14 protein-coding genes are annotated in these 16,390 nt (G+C 61.2%); 5 read left to right on the forward strand and 9 right to left on the reverse strand.

Annotated elements, in window-relative coordinates:
- Nucleotides 1–2 precede the first annotated feature (2 nt).
- From AB4N73_RS16590 to AB4N73_RS16610, 5 genes are all read left to right on the forward strand, one after another.
- On the forward strand, nucleotides 3–680 hold the full coding sequence (locus AB4N73_RS16590; RefSeq protein ID WP_110603080.1) for a heavy metal response regulator transcription factor: 678 nt from the start codon (nucleotides 3–5) through the stop codon (nucleotides 678–680).
- Nucleotides 670–2,034, forward strand: a complete 1,365-nt coding sequence (locus tag AB4N73_RS16595) for a heavy metal sensor histidine kinase (RefSeq protein ID WP_110603077.1) — start codon at nucleotides 670–672, stop codon at nucleotides 2,032–2,034. The genes AB4N73_RS16590 and AB4N73_RS16595 overlap by 11 nt, the downstream gene beginning before the upstream one ends.
- Before the next feature lie 299 nt (nucleotides 2,035–2,333).
- Complete coding sequence (locus tag AB4N73_RS16600; protein WP_016773285.1) at nucleotides 2,334–2,555, forward strand: hypothetical protein; 222 nt, start codon at nucleotides 2,334–2,336, stop codon at nucleotides 2,553–2,555.
- Nucleotides 2,556–2,749: 194 nt separating this feature from the next.
- Nucleotides 2,750–4,066, forward strand: a complete 1,317-nt coding sequence (locus AB4N73_RS16605; RefSeq protein ID WP_460142334.1) for an OprD family porin — start codon at nucleotides 2,750–2,752, stop codon at nucleotides 4,064–4,066.
- A 185-nt stretch (nucleotides 4,067–4,251) separates the two neighbouring features.
- A complete protein-coding gene (locus tag AB4N73_RS16610) occupies nucleotides 4,252–5,760 on the forward strand; it encodes a sensor domain-containing diguanylate cyclase (protein WP_460142335.1) in 1,509 nt (502 codons plus the stop codon).
- Between the two features lie 149 nt (nucleotides 5,761–5,909).
- Here AB4N73_RS16610 and lpxC read toward each other — a convergent pair whose 3' ends face one another.
- The 9 genes from lpxC to murD all read right to left on the reverse strand — a co-directional run bounded on the left by lpxC (nucleotide 5,910) and on the right by murD (nucleotide 16,389).
- Complete coding sequence (gene lpxC / locus AB4N73_RS16615; RefSeq protein WP_007916984.1) at nucleotides 5,910–6,821, reverse strand: UDP-3-O-acyl-N-acetylglucosamine deacetylase; 912 nt, start codon at nucleotides 6,819–6,821, stop codon at nucleotides 5,910–5,912.
- A 112-nt stretch (nucleotides 6,822–6,933) separates the two neighbouring features.
- Nucleotides 6,934–8,130 (reverse strand): cell division protein FtsZ, encoded by a 1,197-nt coding sequence (gene ftsZ, locus AB4N73_RS16620; RefSeq protein ID WP_016773283.1) that lies wholly within the window; start codon nucleotides 8,128–8,130, stop codon nucleotides 6,934–6,936.
- Nucleotides 8,131–8,198: 68 nt separating this feature from the next.
- Complete coding sequence (gene ftsA, locus AB4N73_RS16625) at nucleotides 8,199–9,458, reverse strand: cell division protein FtsA (protein ID WP_016773282.1); 1,260 nt, start codon at nucleotides 9,456–9,458, stop codon at nucleotides 8,199–8,201.
- A gap of 15 nt (nucleotides 9,459–9,473) precedes the next feature.
- Nucleotides 9,474–10,340, reverse strand: a complete 867-nt coding sequence (locus tag AB4N73_RS16630; RefSeq protein ID WP_073473459.1) for a cell division protein FtsQ/DivIB — start codon at nucleotides 10,338–10,340, stop codon at nucleotides 9,474–9,476.
- A gap of 4 nt (nucleotides 10,341–10,344) precedes the next feature.
- Nucleotides 10,345–11,319, reverse strand: a complete 975-nt coding sequence (locus tag AB4N73_RS16635) for a D-alanine--D-alanine ligase (RefSeq protein ID WP_016773280.1) — start codon at nucleotides 11,317–11,319, stop codon at nucleotides 10,345–10,347.
- Nucleotides 11,316–12,776: a UDP-N-acetylmuramate--L-alanine ligase gene (gene murC, locus AB4N73_RS16640; protein ID WP_024014243.1), complete on the reverse strand. Its 1,461-nt coding sequence runs from the start codon at nucleotides 12,774–12,776 to the stop codon at nucleotides 11,316–11,318. Before murC ends, AB4N73_RS16635 begins: the two co-directional genes overlap by 4 nt.
- On the reverse strand, nucleotides 12,769–13,839 hold the full coding sequence (murG, locus tag AB4N73_RS16645) for an undecaprenyldiphospho-muramoylpentapeptide beta-N-acetylglucosaminyltransferase (RefSeq protein WP_016773277.1): 1,071 nt from the start codon (nucleotides 13,837–13,839) through the stop codon (nucleotides 12,769–12,771). Before murG ends, murC begins: the two co-directional genes overlap by 8 nt.
- Nucleotides 13,829–15,046 carry a putative lipid II flippase FtsW gene (ftsW, locus tag AB4N73_RS16650; protein ID WP_016773276.1) on the reverse strand — a complete coding sequence of 406 codons (1,218 nt, stop codon included), beginning with the start codon at nucleotides 15,044–15,046 and terminating at the stop codon, nucleotides 13,829–13,831. Before ftsW ends, murG begins: the two co-directional genes overlap by 11 nt.
- A complete protein-coding gene (gene murD, locus AB4N73_RS16655) occupies nucleotides 15,043–16,389 on the reverse strand; it encodes a UDP-N-acetylmuramoyl-L-alanine--D-glutamate ligase (RefSeq protein WP_236168913.1) in 1,347 nt (448 codons plus the stop codon). Before murD ends, ftsW begins: the two co-directional genes overlap by 4 nt.
- Between the last annotated feature and the right edge of the window lies 1 nt (nucleotide 16,390).

Below are 16,390 nucleotides of genomic sequence, written 5' to 3' on the forward strand. Positions count from 1 at the left end.
TCATGCGCGTCCTGATTATCGAAGACGAAGAAAAAACCGCGGACTATCTGCACCGTGGCCTGAGCGAACAGGGCTACACCGTCGACCTTGCCCGCGACGGCGTCGAAGGCCTGCATCTGGCGCTGGAATGCGACTACGCCGTGATCGTCCTCGACGTCATGTTGCCGGGGCTCGATGGCTTTGGCGTACTGCGCGCATTGCGTGCGCGCAAGCAGACCCCGGTGATCATGCTCACCGCCCGCGAGCGCGTCGAAGATCGGATAAAGGGCCTGCGCGACGGCGCCGACGATTACCTCGGCAAACCGTTTTCCTTTCTCGAACTGGTCGCCCGCCTGCAAGCATTGACTCGCCGCAGCGGCGGCCATGAGCCGGTGCAAGTGACCATCGCCGACCTGTGGATCGACCTGATCAGCCGCAAGGCCACCCGCGCCGGCACACGCTTGGATCTGACCGCTAAAGAATTCTCGCTGTTGAGCGTGTTGGCCCGCCGGCAAGGTGAAATCCTTTCGAAAACCGCGATTGCCGAGATGGTCTGGGACATCAATTTCGACAGCGATGCCAACGTCGTCGAAGTCGCGATCAAACGCCTGCGCGCCAAGCTCGACGGCCCGTTCAACGAAAAGCTGCTGCACACCATTCGCGGCATGGGTTATGTGCTGGAGAGCCGTGGTGTCCAGTAACTCGATTGCCTTGCGCCTGAGCGGCATGTTCACGCTGGTGGCGCTGGTGGTGTTTCTGTTGATTGGCGGCGCGCTGTATCAACAGGTCGACAAGGGCTTGGGATTGTTGCCCGAAGCCGAGCTGGATGCGCGGTACAGCGTGCTCGAATCCACCGTTGGCCGTTACGGCACGCCGGAGCATTGGGTAAAGATCAACAACAAGCTCAAACTGCTCGGCGAGGAAGACAAGCGCATCAGTTTCTGGATCAGCAGCGGTGATCCGCGCTACGAATACGGCAATCTCACCCCGCAGATTCGTGCCGCCATCAATGGCCCGTTGGGCATGCACGATCTGCAACTGCCCGATCAACCCTACCCACTGAAAGTGCTGGTCAGTCAGTTCCCGGCCAAGGACCAGCGCCCGCCGCTGCGCTTCATGATTGGCATCGACACCGAGACGCTGCATCAGACCCAGCATCACTTGCTCATCGCCCTGATCAGTCTGGCGATTGTCGGGGTGCTGCTGGCCTCGGCATTGGGCTATTGGGTCGCAAGAATCGGTCTGAAGCCGCTGATCAAACTGTCGCAGGAAGCCCAGCGTCTGGCCCCACCACTGCGCGCCGGACGCTTGCGCCTGTCGCCGCTGCCGCCGGAACTGGAGCAGTTTGTCGAATCGTTCAACTCAACTCTGGAACGGGTTGAACTGGCCTATTCGCGGCTGGAATCGTTCAACGCCGACGTCGCCCATGAACTGCGTTCGCCGCTGACCAACCTGATCGGCCAGACCCAGGTCGCGCTGACTCGCGGGCGCTCCGCCGAACACTATTTCGAAGTGCTGCAATCCAATCTCGAAGAGCTGGAGCGACTGCGCTCGATCATCAACGACATGCTGTTTCTGGCCAGCGCCGATCAGGGCAACAAGGCGACCAAACTGACCTCGACGTCATTGGCTGATGAGGTGGCGACGACGCTGGACTATCTGGATTTCATTCTTGAGGACGCGCAGGTTGAAGTGCAGGTCAGCGGCGATGCGCAAGTGCAGATCGAGGTCGCGCATCTGCGCCGGGCGCTGATCAATTTGCTGAGCAACGCTGTGCAGCATACCGAACCGGGCCAGGTGATCGAGGTGCGCATCGAGGTTGAAGAACACCAGGTGAGCATTGGCGTGGCCAATCCCGGGACTCCGATTGCCAGCGAGCATCTGCCGAGGTTGTTCGAACGGTTTTATCGGGTCGATGCTTCGCGCAGCAACAGCGGCAATAACCACGGGCTGGGGCTGGCCATCGTCAAGGCGATTGCGCTGATGCATGGCGGGGATGTGTTTGTGCGCAGTGATCGGGGCATGAACACCTTTGGCATTCACCTTCCGGTCTGAATGCTCAGCCAAGCCCTGTGGCGAGGGGATTTATCCCCGCTCGGCTGCGCAGCAGTCGCAAATCCTGTGCACAAGCTCTAAGAATCTTTGAGGCTGGAATTCTTGGGGCCGCTTCGCAGCCCAACGGGGATAAATCCCCTCGCCACAGGCCACCATCACGCACAGACCGGGTTGTTACCCGTGCCGATCTTTGCTTTTGCTGTAACAGTCATTTATGAAAATCGCGCTGTTTCCCAACCCTCGGCAACCTTATCTTTGCCCGCACCAAACAGCACTCGCCAAGCGAGAAGGTTTTCAAGATGTCCAACAGTATGGGTATTGCCAGCGCATTCGTTTTGTCCTCATTGATCCTGTCGCCGATGGCGATGGCTGAAGAATCGCAAGCGTTCGTGGCGCACAACGTCGCGCGCGCACAGGCATTCGATCAGCATCAGGCCGAAGTGATGGCCAAGGCTCAAGACGCGACGCAATCCCCGCAAGCCGCTACTTCCCAGGCTCAAGCGCTCGAGAAAGACAGCTGAGTCTCACCGCGAAAGGTTTCCCTCGACGCGGTTGTTTGGCTCTTCCCGTTCAACCGTCGTCACTCCAGGCCGCTGCCATTCAGCGGCCTTTTTTCGTTGTGGTCTGAAAGCCGTCTGGCGCGTCTGAAAAAACAAGAAACATCAAGCCGCTCATGAACCAGAGCGGCCCGCTGACCCAAGGAGCTCCACCGCACGTGTTTTACCCTGCCTGCCTCACCCCGCTGTTCATTGCAATTGCCGCAACGATTGCTTCCGCCGCCCACGCCGACGAGCTCGCTGAACAAAGTTTCGTCGAAGGCTCAAGCCTCAGCCTCAATGCCCGCAACTACTACATGAATCGCAACCGCTTGCAGAAAGCGGACGACAACATTGAATGGGGGCAAGGTTTTCTCGGGGTTTTCGAATCGGGTTATACCGAAGGCACGGTCGGCTTCGGCGTCGATGCTCATGCCATGCTCGGCTTGAAACTCGATGGCGGAGGCGGTACCGACGGTTCGAGCATCCTGCCGATCAGCGACGGCAACGGCAAAGCGCCGGGCTCGTTTTCAACCGCCGGCGGGACCCTGAAGCTGCGAGCATTCGATACCGAACTGAAGGCCGGTGACCTGTTCCTCACCAACCCGGTGATTGCCGGCGGCGACACGCGGATGCTGCCGCAGACCTTTCGTGGCATCAGCCTGAGTAACCGCAGCTTCGACGGCTGGCTGATCGAAGGTGGCCAGGCCAGTTTCACCAAGCCGTATAACCAGAGCGGTCATACCCGAATCGGCACGTCCTACGGCACGCTCGCCGATGGCGATGACAGCCAACACTTGAACTGGGCCGGAGTGGCCTGGAGCGGCGTTGAAGGCCTGACGAGCAGCCTTTACGCGTCCGAGCTCAAGGACATCTGGAACCAGTACTACTACGACCTCGACTACACCTGGCACTTGAACGATGTGATAAGCCTCAACCCGGGCGTGCACTTCTACCACACGCAAGACACCGGTGATGCGCTGCTCGGCGATATCGACAACAACACCTGGAGCGCGCATCTCACCGTCGGCATCGGCAGCCACAGCGTCACTGCCGCCTATCAGCGGGTCAACGGCAACACGCCGTTCGACTACATCAGCCAGGGCGACAGCGTTTACCTCGACAACTCGCAGCAGTATTCGGACTTCAACGGCCCGAACGAACGCTCCTGGAAGCTCAAGTACGCTTACGACTTCACTGGCCTCGGCATGCCCGGATTGACCTCGGCGCTGTCCTATTCACGCGGCACGGTGGATCTGACCAAAGCCGACCCGAACAGCGCAGGCTATTCCAGCTGGTACAGCGCCGACGGCCATAACGCCAAGCATTGGGAACGCGACATCGATTTGCAGTACGTCGTGCAAAGCGGCCAGGCCAAGGATCTCGCGGTGCGCCTGCAATGGGCCACCAACCGTGGCGGCAACGGCTACGGCGCGATTGATTCGGATACAGATGAATACCGCGTGATCATCGACTACCCGGTCAACGTCTTCTAAGATCGGCGCTGCGTTTTTCAGATCCTGTGATCTACCCTGTGGGAGCGAGCCTGCTCGCGAACGCGGTTGATCCATCAACATTGATGTTGAATGGCACACCGCTTTCGCGAGCAGGCTCGCTCCCACAAGTTTGTCCGGCGTCAGCCCTACTAAGCTTACGAAACCACTCCTACCGACAGCCCATCATGATCGCCAGCCGCACGCCTTCCATCACAGGCCTTACCGGTCGCCCCGAGCGCCTGCTGATCCTCGGCAGCCTGCTGACCGTGATTGCGATGGTGTGCATCGTCACCTTCCTGTTGATCCGCGAGTACGCCAGTGCGCAGGAAGTCGCCACGCGCCGCGCCACGACCATTGCGCAATTGATCGACGCCGATGTGCTGCGCACCGTCGAGCTGTACGACCTGACGCTGCAAGGCCTGATCGCCGCCGCTCAGCGTGACGACCTGCAGAACGTCTCGCCGCAGATCCGTCATCTGGCACTGTTCGATCGCTCTGCCACCGCGCGTTTCAAGGGCGACATCCTCCTGCTCGACAAGCATGGCGAGGTTATCGCCGACTCCTCGCGCATCGAACCGAAACCGGGCAATTTCGCCGACCGCGATTATTTCCTCGCCCATGCGTTCAACCGTGACATGGGCATGTTCATCAGCCGCCCGTTCAAGACCCGTTGCGATTGCGAAGAGGCCGATCAGTGGCGGATCAGCTTCAGCCGGCGCATCTCCTCGCAGACCGGTGAATTCCTCGGCGTAGCGGTGGCGTCGCTGAAACTCGACTACTTCGACGACCTGTTCAAAAGCCTCGACATCGGCACCGACAGCACACTGAACATCATCAACAGCGATGGCGTGCTGCTCGCGCAGAAGCCCTATTTGCAAAGCGATTCGGTCGGCAAGAGTTTCGGCAACCGGCCCAACGTCGTGCGGATTCTCAACGATCGCGATGGCAGCGGCAGTTTCACCAGTACCTCGAGCATGGATAAACAACGCCGGCTCTATACCTACTCGCGGGTGGGCAATCTGCCGTTGACGGTGATGGTCGCGCTGTCCAGCGAGGAGGTGTTCGGCACTTGGCGGCGCACGGCGATCCTGATCAGCGGCGCCACCGGCGTGTTGTGCCTGGGGCTGTTGTGGCTGACCTGGCTGCTCGCTCGGGAACTGCGTTTGCGCCATCGCGCCGAACGCGAACTGGCGCAACTGGCTGCCACCGATGATCTGACCGGCGTTGCCAACCGACGCATGCTCGACCAGACCCTGCGCCACGAATGGTTCCGCGCGCAGCGCTCCGGCCAGCCGCTGTCGGTGATGATGATCGATGCTGACCACTTCAAGGCCTTCAATGACCGCCATGGCCATCAGGCTGGGGATCAGGTGTTGCGCGAACTGGCCAAGGTAATCACCGCGAACGTGCGGCGCCCGGCGGATCTGGTCGCGAGGTATGGCGGTGAAGAGTTTTCGGTGATTCTCGCCGAAACCGACAGCGCCGGGGCGCAGCAGATCGCCGAGCAGATTCGCCAGGCTGTGGAAAACTTGCCCTGGGTTGAAGGCGCTGAGCGGGCGATGACCGTGAGTATCGGCATCGCCACATGGACGACGGCGAGCGAGATGACCCTGGAGCAGTTGCTGTTTGCGGCGGACAAGGCGCTGTATCAGGCCAAGGAAGGCGGGCGCAATCGCGTTGTAGTGTCAATTTAAAGTCAAAAGATCGCAGCCTTCGGCAGCTCCTACATCTGAAATGCGGTATCCCTGTAGGAGCTGCCGAAGGCTGCGATCTTTTGCTTTTGAAAGGGCATAAAAAAAGGCCATCCGAGGATGGCCTTCAAAAAACTAGAGAGGTTTTTTACTTACACCGCCGCAACCGGGCGCATGTAAGAGATTGGTGCGGTGCTGGCGTCTTCGAACGTCACCACTTCCCAAGCATCTGTCTGCTCAATCAATTTGCGCAGCAGCTGGTTGTTCAGTGCATGACCGGACTTGAAGCCTTTGAACTCACCAATCAGGCTGTTGCCCAGCAGGTACAGGTCGCCAATCGCATCGAGGATCTTGTGCTTCACGAATTCGTCTTCATAACGAAGACCGTCTTCGTTCAACACGCCATCAGCGTCGACCACGATCGCGTTTTCCACGCTGCCGCCGAGTGCGAGGTTGTGCTTGCGCAGGTACTCGATGTCACTCATGAAACCAAAGGTACGGGCGCGGCTGACTTCTTTTACGAACGAAGTGCTGGAAAAATCCACGCTTGCACTCTGGGTGCGGTCCCGGAATACCGGGTGATCGAAATCGATCTCGAAGCTCACCTTGAAGCCTTCGAAAGGGACGAAAGTGGCGCGCTTGTCGCCGTCTTCCACTGTCACTTCACGCAGGATGCGGATGAATTTCTTGGCGGCGTCCTGTTCTTCCAGGCCTGCCGATTGAATCAGGAATACGAAGGGTCCAGCGCTGCCATCCATGATCGGGACTTCGGACGCGGAGAGCTCGACGTAGGCGTTATCGATGCCCAGGCCAGCCATGGCCGAGAGCAAGTGCTCTACCGTGTCCACTTTGACGTCGCCATTGATCAGCGTCGTCGACATAGTGGTTTCACCGACGTTTTCCGCGCGGGCAGGAATCTGCACCACAGGGTCGAGGTCAGCGCGACAAAACACAATGCCAGTGTCGACAGGCGCAGGCTTGAGGGTCAGATAGACCTTCTCGCCGGAATGCAGGCCTACACCTGTGGCACGGATAATATTTTTCAGTGTGCGTTGTTTAATCATGGCTTGGGCCGCTTCAGCGCAAATTGCGAACTGGTATCAACAAAGGCTGGCGATGATAGCAGACCATGCCTTTGCTGAACACCAATCACCTTCATAGCCCTGATACATTCCATCAATCGGCCTGACGACGCAGGAATGCCGGAATGTCCAGATAGTCCAGGTCATCCTGCGGATTCATCTTCGCGGCAGCCGCAGCACCGGCCTGAGCCTGGTTGCGCATGACGGTCGGACGGTCCAGATCACGGTAGTTAACCGCTGGCTGCTCCTGACGGGCCGGAGCCGGTTGTTGCACCTGCGCCGAAGCCATCGAGGTGTGAACGGTGTTGTCGATGACCTTTACAGGCTTCTCGATTTTCGCGCCCAGACCGGTGGCAACTACGGTTACGTGCAGCTCGTCGCGCATGTCCGGATCGATAACGGTACCGACCTTGACCATCGCGTGCTCGGAAGCGAAGGCTTCGATGATCGAACCCACGTCGGAGTACTCACCCAGGGACAGGTCAGGACCGGCGGTGATGTTCACCAGAATGCCGCGCGCGCCTTGCAGGTTGACGTCTTCCAGCAGCGGGTTGCGGATTGCCGCTTCGGTGGCTTCACGTGCACGGTTCGGACCGCTGGCGCAGCCAGTGCCCATCATCGCCATGCCCATTTCGCTCATCACGGTGCGTACGTCGGCGAAGTCGACGTTGATCATGCCCGGACGCTTGATGATGTCGGAGATACCGCGAACGGCACCGGCCAGAACATCGTCAGCCTTGGCGAAAGCCGACAGCAGGCTTGCGTCTTTGCCGAGGATGGTCAGCAGTTTTTCGTTCGGAATGGTGATCAGCGAGTCGACGCTTTCGGAAAGCATGCGAATGCCTTCGTCGGCGATCTGCATACGCTTGCGGCCTTCGAACGGGAACGGACGGGTCACGACCGCAACGGTGAGGATGCCCATTTCCTTGGCCACTTCGGCGATGATCGGCGCTGCACCGGTACCGGTACCGCCGCCCATGCCGGTGGTGATGAACACCATGTTGGTGCCGGCCAGGACTTCAGCGATGCGCTCACGGTCTTCCAGAGCGGCTTGACGGCCGACTTCAGGATTGGCGCCGGCACCCAGGCCCTTGGTCACGCCGGTGCCCAGTTGCAGGATGGTCCGCGCGCCGATGTTTTTCAGCGCTTGAGCATCGGTGTTGGCGCAGATGAACTCAACGCCTTCGATGTTGCTCTTGACCATGTGATTGACAGCGTTGCCGCCGCCACCGCCGACACCGATAACTTTGATTACCGGGCTTGCGGGGATGTTGTCTACGAGTTCGAACATTTTCCCTCTCCTTACATTCTCTAGTTTTTTCGCCTACTGCTGTTTGTTGCGGTGTTGCGGTAAAGCTTTTAAAAATTGCCCTGAACCCACTTTTTCAGTCGGTCCAGCAGCGGCGCCTGAGGCTCTTCGCTGCTGTAGCTGTCGCGGCTGCCGATGCCGGAGAACGAAACTCCGTCGGACTGCTTCTGCAGGCCGTACATCAACAAACCGACGCCAGTGGAATAAATCGGGTTGCGCACCACGTCATCCAGACCTTTCACGCCATGCGGCACACCGAGGCGCACCGGCATGTGGAAGATTTCTTCGGCCAGTTCAGTGGCGCCTTCCATTTTCGACGTACCGCCGGTGAGCACGATGCCCGCCGGGATCAGGTCTTCGTAGCCGCTGCGACGCAGCTCGGCCTGGATCAGGGTGAACAGTTCGTCGTAACGCGGCTCGACCACTTCGGCCAAGGCCTGACGCGACAGCTCACGCGGTGGACGGTCGCCAACGCTCGGCACCTTGATGGTTTCACCGGCACCGGCCAGTTTGGCCAGGGCGCAGGCATAACGGATCTTGATCTCTTCGGCGTACTGGGTCGGGGTGCGCAACGCCATGGCGATGTCGTTGGTCACTTGATCACCGGCAATCGGGATCACCGCGGTGTGACGGATCGCGCCTTCGGTGAAGATCGCGATGTCGGTGGTGCCGCCGCCGATGTCGACCAGGCACACGCCCAGTTCTTTCTCGTCGTCGGTCAGCACCGAGTAGGCCGAGGCCAGTTGCTCGAGAATGATGTCGTCGATTTCCAGACCGCAGCGACGCACGCATTTTTCAATGTTCTGAGCAGCGTTGACGGCGCAGGTGACCACGTGAACCTTGGCTTCCAGACGCACGCCGGACATGCCCAGCGGCTCGCGCACGCCTTCCTGGTTATCGATCACGTAATCCTGCGGCAGGGTGTGCAGCACGCGCTGGTCAGCCGGGATCGCCACGGCCTGAGCGGCGTCGAGCACACGCTCAAGGTCGGCCGAGCTGACTTCGCGATCACGGATCGCGACGATGCCGTGGGAGTTCAGGCTGCGGATATGATTGCCGGCCACGCCGACGAACGCCGAGTGAATGCGGCAGCCGGCCATCAGCTGGGCTTCTTCGATCGCGCGCTGGATCGACTGCACGGTGGATTCGATGTTGACCACCACGCCCTTCTTCAGGCCGCGGGACGGATGCGTGCCGATCCCGACGATTTCCAGCTGGCCGTCGTCCGCGACCTCGCCTACCAGCGCCACCACTTTGGAGGTGCCGATATCCAGACCGACGATCATTTTGCCGCTTTGCACGTTTGCCATGGGTCCTGCCTCTTCTTAATTCTTTGCGACAGCGGGTTGGGCTGTCGTCGGCGCTACGGGTTCCCGCCAGCCAACAGCGAGGCCGTTGGCGTAGCGCAGATCGATGCGCGCAATGTTCGTAATCTGCTCTTTCAGCGTCTTGTCATAGATGGCGATAAAGCGGCGCATCTTTTCCACCAGGTTGCCGCGTCCCAGCAGCAACTCGATGCCGGGGCCGGAACTGCCGGCACCGGTGGTCAGGAACCAGCTGCCGCGTTCACGCAATTCCAGGCGTGCAATCGAAAAACCCAACGGGCGCAACATCTGGCTCAGCACCTGATACTGCTGCATCACCTGCTGCTGAGCCCGTTGTGGGCCGAACAGCTGCGGCAGGTGTTCGTAGTTCGCCAGTTCCTTGGGCGTGAACGCCTGGCCCTGGTTGTTGAGCAATGACTCGTCGCCCCAACGCGCCACCGGCAATTGCTCTTCGAGGCGGATCACTACCTGATCCGGCCACACCCGACGCACTTCGGCGTGGGCGATCCAGGGCATCTGCTCGAGCTCGGTACGCATACCGGCGAGGTCGATGGTGAAGAAGCTCGACGCCACGAACGGCGCGATCCGCTGCTGCACCGCCTGCTGGCTGATGTAGCTGAGGTCGCCCTGCACCGCGATCTTGCTGATCGGCCGGTCGGCGTACGGCAGCAGACGCTGCGCGCCTTCGTAGGTACCAAAGCCCAGCGCCACCAGCAGCACCGGCCAGAACAGGCTTTTCAGAAAGCCGAAATTGGCTTTCGGCAGGCGCGCGGACATCGGCTCTTTCGCCACCATTCGGCTGGCACCCCGCGGCACCGGCTTGCGGCCGGGTGCGGGTGGCTGATGTCTGAGATGAGCGCCTTGCATGGTCTTAACCTCGCGCCTCTGTTGCGCCTGCGTCTTCAACGCTGGCGGCCAGAATGGCCAGAACCAGTTGCTGGAAATCCAGACCGGCAGCCCGCGCCGCCATCGGCACCAGGCTGTGATCGGTCATGCCCGGTGCGGTATTGACTTCGAGGAACCAGAACTGCCCGTCGGCGTCCTGCATCACGTCCGCCCGGCCCCAACCGGCGATACCCAGCGCCTCACAGGCCTTGGCCGTGAGTTCCATGAGTTCCTGTTCCTTGGCCGCGTCCAGCCCGCACGGAATGCGGTACTGGGTATCGTTGGCGATGTACTTGGCGTCGTAGTCGTAAAATGTGTGCGGTGTACCCAGGGCGATTGGAGGCAACACCTGGTCACGCAGGGTGGCGATGGTGAACTCCGGACCTTGAATCCATTGCTCGACCAACACTTGCGAATCGTAGGTACTGGCCGCTTTCCATGCGTCGATCAACTCGGACGCAGAATTCACTTTGGCCATCCCGATACTTGAACCTTCATGCGCCGGTTTGACGATCAAAGGCAGGCCCAGTTCCGTCGCTGCGGAAATACAATCGGCTTCGCTGCACAGCACGGCGTGACGCGGCGTCGGAATCCCGAGGCTGTGCCAGACCTGCTTGGTACGCAGCTTGTCCATCGCCAGTGCCGAGGCGAGGATGCCGCTGCCGGTGTACGGGATGCCCGCGCACTCGAGCAGGCCCTGCATGCTGCCGTCTTCACCGCCGCGACCGTGGAGAATGATGAACGCGCGGTCGATCTTTTCGCTGAGCAGACGCTGCAGGAAGTCTTCACCGACATCGATGCCGAACGCATCGACGCCAGCGCTTTGCAGCGCCTCGAGCACGGCGTTGCCGGATTTCAGCGAAACCTCACGCTCGGCACTCAGGCCGCCGAAGAGCACGGCGACGCGGCCGAAGTCTTTCGGCGCGATGGTGGAGAACAGCTTGGCGTAGGCAGCAGTCATTTCAACTTCCCCTCGACCGGCGCCGCCACGGCGCCGGCGAACAATTCACTTTTCAACAGCTTCGGCGCGAGACCGCCGATGTCACCAGCGCCCTGGCACAACAGAATGTCGCCGGCGCGCAGCAGCGGCTTGACCAACGGCGCCAAGTCAACGCCACGCTCGATGTAGATCGGGTCGAGCTGACCGCGCTGACGGATGCTGTTGCACAGCTTGCGGCTGTCGGCGCCGGGGATCGGCTCTTCGCCGGCCGGATAGACTTCCATCAGCAGCAGCACGTTGGCGTCGGCCAGTACATTGACGAAGTCGTCGTACAGATCACGGGTGCGGCTGTAGCGGTGCGGCTGGTAGACCATCACCAGACGACGCTCCGGCCAGCCACCGCGCACGGCTTTGATCACGGCAGCAACTTCGGTCGGGTGGTGACCGTAGTCGTCGACCAGCATCACGTTGCCGCCGTCCACCGGCAGCTCGCCGTAGACCTGAAAGCGTCGACCGACGCCCTGGAAGCCTGACAGGCCCTGAACGATGGCTTCATCGCTGACGCCTTCGTCGGTGGCGATGCAGATGGTCGCCAGCGAGTTGAGCACGTTATGGTTGCCGGGCATGTTCACCGACACGTCCAGCGGCTCGCGATCCGGGCGCAGGACGGTGAAGAAGGTCTGCATGCCCTGCTGACGGACATTGATCGCGCGCACATCGGCGTCTTCGCTGAAGCCGTAGGTAACGGTCGGACGCTTGACCAGCGGCAGGATTTCGCGCACCACCGGATCGTCCAGGCACATCACCGCCAAACCGTAGAACGGCAGGTTGTGCAGGAATTCGACGAAGGTTTTCTTCAGTTTGTTGAAGTCACCGTCGTAGGTCGCCATGTGGTCGGCGTCTATGTTGGTGACCACGGCCACCAGCGGCTGCAGATGCAGGAAGCTCGCATCGCTTTCGTCCGCTTCGGCGATCAGGTAACGGCTGGTGCCGAGCTGGGCGTTGGTGCCCGCCGCGTTCAGACGACCACCGATCACGAATGTCGGGTCCAGACCACCGGCCGCGAACACCGAAGCGATCAGGCTGGTGGTGGTGGTTTTGCCATGGGTACCGGCGACGGCGATGCCGTGGCGATAGCGCATCAGCTCGGCGAGCATTTCTGCACGCGGCACCACTGGAATGCGGCGCTCAAGGGCAGTCGCCACTTCCGGGTTGGACGTGTTCACTGCGCTCGACACCACCAGCACGTCGGCGGTAGCGGCGTTCTCGGCACGGTGACCGATGAAGATCTGCGCGCCGAAGGTTTCCAGGCGCTCGGTGACCGGCGAGGCTTTCAGGTCGGAACCGGAGACTTGATAGCCCAGGTTCAACAACACTTCAGCGATGCCGCACATGCCCACGCCGCCGATGCCGACGAAGTGGATGCGACGGATGCGGCGCATTTCCGGTTGTGGCATGGCTTTCTGATTCTCAACCATGGGCCACCTCCAGACAGGTATCGACCACGCTACGGGTGGCATCGGGTTTGGCCAGTCGGCGGGCCGCTTGGGCCATTGCTTCGAGTCGTTGCGGTTGCATCAAGACCTCTGTCAGGCGCGCGGCAAGATCCGCGGCACCAGTCGTTCTTTGCGGCATCAGGAAGGCAGCGCCTTCGCGGGCCAAATAATCGGCGTTGCGGGTCTGGTGATCGTCGATCGCGTGGGGCAAAGGCACCAGCATCGAGGGCAGACCGGCGGCCGCCAGCTCACTGATGGTCAACGCGCCAGCGCGGCACACCACCAGGTCAGCCCAGCCATAGGCCTGGGCCATGTCTTTGATGAACGGCTGCACCTGCGCTTCCACACCCACGGCGCGGTAACGCTCGGCAGTCACTTCATCGTGGTTTTTGCCGGCCTGATGAAACACTTCCGGGCGCAGGTCGGCAGCGACTTGGGCCAGGGCTTCAGGCAGCAATTTGTTCAACGGTTCTGCGCCCAGGCTGCCGCCAAGGATCAGCAAACGCGCTTTGCGCCCGGCCAGCGCCGGTCGCGATGTGTCGAGGAACAGCTCGCTGCGCACCGGATTACCGGTGGTACGGCGGCTGTCCGACAGAGTAAAGGTGTCGGGGAACGCTTCACACACTCGGGCGGCGAACGGCACCAGCAACCGATTGGCGGTGCCGGCGACAGCGTTCTGCTCGTGAACGATCACCGGCACGCCAGCCAGTTTCGCGGCAAGACCACCAGGGCCGGTCACATAACCGCCGAAGCCAACCACGCACACCGGCTTCAGACGGCGCATGATCGCCCGCGCCTGCCACACCGATTTCAGCAGCATCAGCGGCGCCTTGAGCAGCGACAGCTTGCCCTTGCCACGCAGACCGCTGGCGTTGATCCGGTGCAGTTCAAGCCCTGCCGCCGGGACCAGTTCGTTTTCGATCCCCCGTGGCGTGCCGAGCCAGTGCACGGTGTAGCCGCGCGCCTGAAACTCGCGGGCACAGGCCAGCGCCGGGAACACGTGGCCGCCGGTACCGCCGGCCATGATCAATACGTTAGCGCCCATGAGTCGGCTCCTCGGCGAAGTCGCTCTCCTGGAATTCCATCTCTTCGCTGCCCAGGTGGGTTCGACTCTCCCACTCGATGCGCAGCAACAGGCCCAGACAGGCGCAGCAGATCACCAGCGAGCTGCCGCCGTAACTGAGGAACGGCAAGGTCAGACCCTTGGTTGGCAGCAGGCCGACGTTCACACCGATGTTGATCAGGAACTGACCAATCCACAGGAACGACAAGCCGTAAGCCACGTAAGCGGCAAAGAACTGCTTGGCCTTCTCCGCCCACAGGCCGATGTACATGCCGCGAATACACACGAACACGAACAGCGCGACGGTGCACAACGAACCCACGGCGCCCAGTTCTTCGGCAAGTACCGAGAACACGAAGTCGGTGTGCGCTTCCGGCAGATAAAACTGTTTCTGCACGCTGTTGCCCAGGCCGACGCCCAGCCACTCGCCGCGACCGAAAGCGATCAAGGCCTGCGACAACTGATAGCCGGCACCGAACTGGTCGGCCCACGGGTCGGCGAAGTTGGTCAGACGCGCCATTCGATACGGCTGCATCTGAATCAGCAGAACCACCGCGCCAACCGCCAGCACCACCATCAGCGAGAAGCGGAACAGCCCGACCCCGCCAAGGAACAGCATCGCCGCCGCCGCGCCCATCATGACTACGGTGGCACCGAAGTCCGGTTCCATCAGCAACAGACCCGCCATCGGCAGCAGGACGATGAACGGCTTGAAGAAGCCCATCCAGCTCTCGCGCACTTCTTTCTGCCGGCGCACCAGATAACCGGCGAGGTAGATCACCACGAACACCTTGGCGATTTCCGACGGCTGCACGTTGAAGAAGCTGAAACCGATCCAGCGCATCGAACCGTTCACTTCGCGGCCGATGCCGGGGATGATCACCATCACCAACAGGCCGAACGCACCGATCAGCATCATCCAGCCGAGGCGCTGCCAAGTGGCGATCGGGATCATCATGGTGACAATGCACGCGCCCAGACCCAGCACCACATAGATAAGGTGGCGAATCATGTAATACAGCGGACTGCCCGACTGCGCCGCCGCCACTTCGGTGGACGCCGAAGCGATCATGATCAGGCCCAGGCCGAGCAGCGCCAGGCAACCGGCGAGCATCGGGAAGTCGAGGTCGATGCCACGCCCGGTGATCAGCGGCGACGGGTACGGCTTGATGATGTTTCTCAAGTTCATGCCAGTTCCTCCACAGCGCGGACGAACTGGTGACCACGGTCTTCGTAATTCTTGAACATGTCGAAACTGGCGCAGGCCGGAGACAGCAGCACCACGTCACCCGGCTGGGCAGCTGCGCGGCATTGCGCGACGGCGTCGACCAGCGAGGTCGCGCGGATCAGCGGCACGGCATCGCCAATGGCCTCGCCGATCTTGTCGGAGTCACGCCCCATCAGCACCACGGCGCGGCAGTTGGCCGCCACCGGATCGCGCAGATCGTTGAATTCGGCGCCTTTGCCGTCACCGCCGGCGATCAGAATGACCTTGCCGTCGATGTCCGCACCGAGGCCTTCGATGGCCGCCAGAGCGGCGCCAACGTTGGTGGCTTTGGAATCGTTGTAATAGGCCACGCCATCGAGATCGCGCACCCACTGGCAGCGGTGTTCGAGCCCGGCAAACGTGCGCAGCGCCGCGAGCATGGCGTCGAACGGCAGACCCACAGCGTGACCCAGTGCCAATGCGGCGAGCGCGTTGGACTGGTTATGCGCACCGCGAATCTTCAGTTCACGCACGGGCATCAGGTTCTGGAATTCGAAGGAGAGGTACTTCTCGCCGTCTTCTTCGCGAATGCCGAACGCTTTGAAATCCGGTTTGCTCAGGCCAAAGGTCCAGCATGGCTGACCTTCACCGATCAATGGACGGCTCAGGGCATCCTGACGGTTGACCACAAACTGCTTCGCGCCCCGGAAGATCCGGTGCTTGGCCAGGTGATAGGCCGGCAGACCGCTGTAGCGATCCATGTGGTCTTCGCTGATGTTCAGTACGGTGGCGACTTCGGCGTTGAGCTGGTCGGTGGTTTCCAGCTGGAAACTCGACAACTCCATGACGTACAGCTCGACGTCATCGCTGAGCAGGTCCAGCGCTGGCGTGCCGAGGTTGCCGCCAACGGCGACGCGCTTGCCGGCCGCAGCCGCCATCTCACCGACCAGCGTGGTCACGGTGCTTTTCGCGTTGGAGCCGGTGATCGCGACGATCGGCGCCCGCGCGTAACGCGCGAACAACTCGATGTCGCCAGACATTTTCACGCCACGGGCAGCGGCGGCTTGCAGGGCCGGAGTCGCCAGCGCCAAGCCGGGGCTTACGTAGAGCTCGTCGGCACGGCAGAGGAATTCGACGTCCAGCTCGCCACAACGCACTTCCACGTGCGGATAGTCACGCTTGAGCGTGGCCAGTTCCGGTGGATTTTCCCGCGTGTCGGCCACAGCAAACGACGTGCCCCGGTTCGCCAGGAAGCGAACCAGGGACATGCCGCTCTTGCCGAGGCCGACAACGATGCGGAAGTGGTCAGAAGCGATCAGAGACACT

The sequence above is a fragment of the Pseudomonas sp. S3_B08 genome (genome assembly GCF_054667725.1).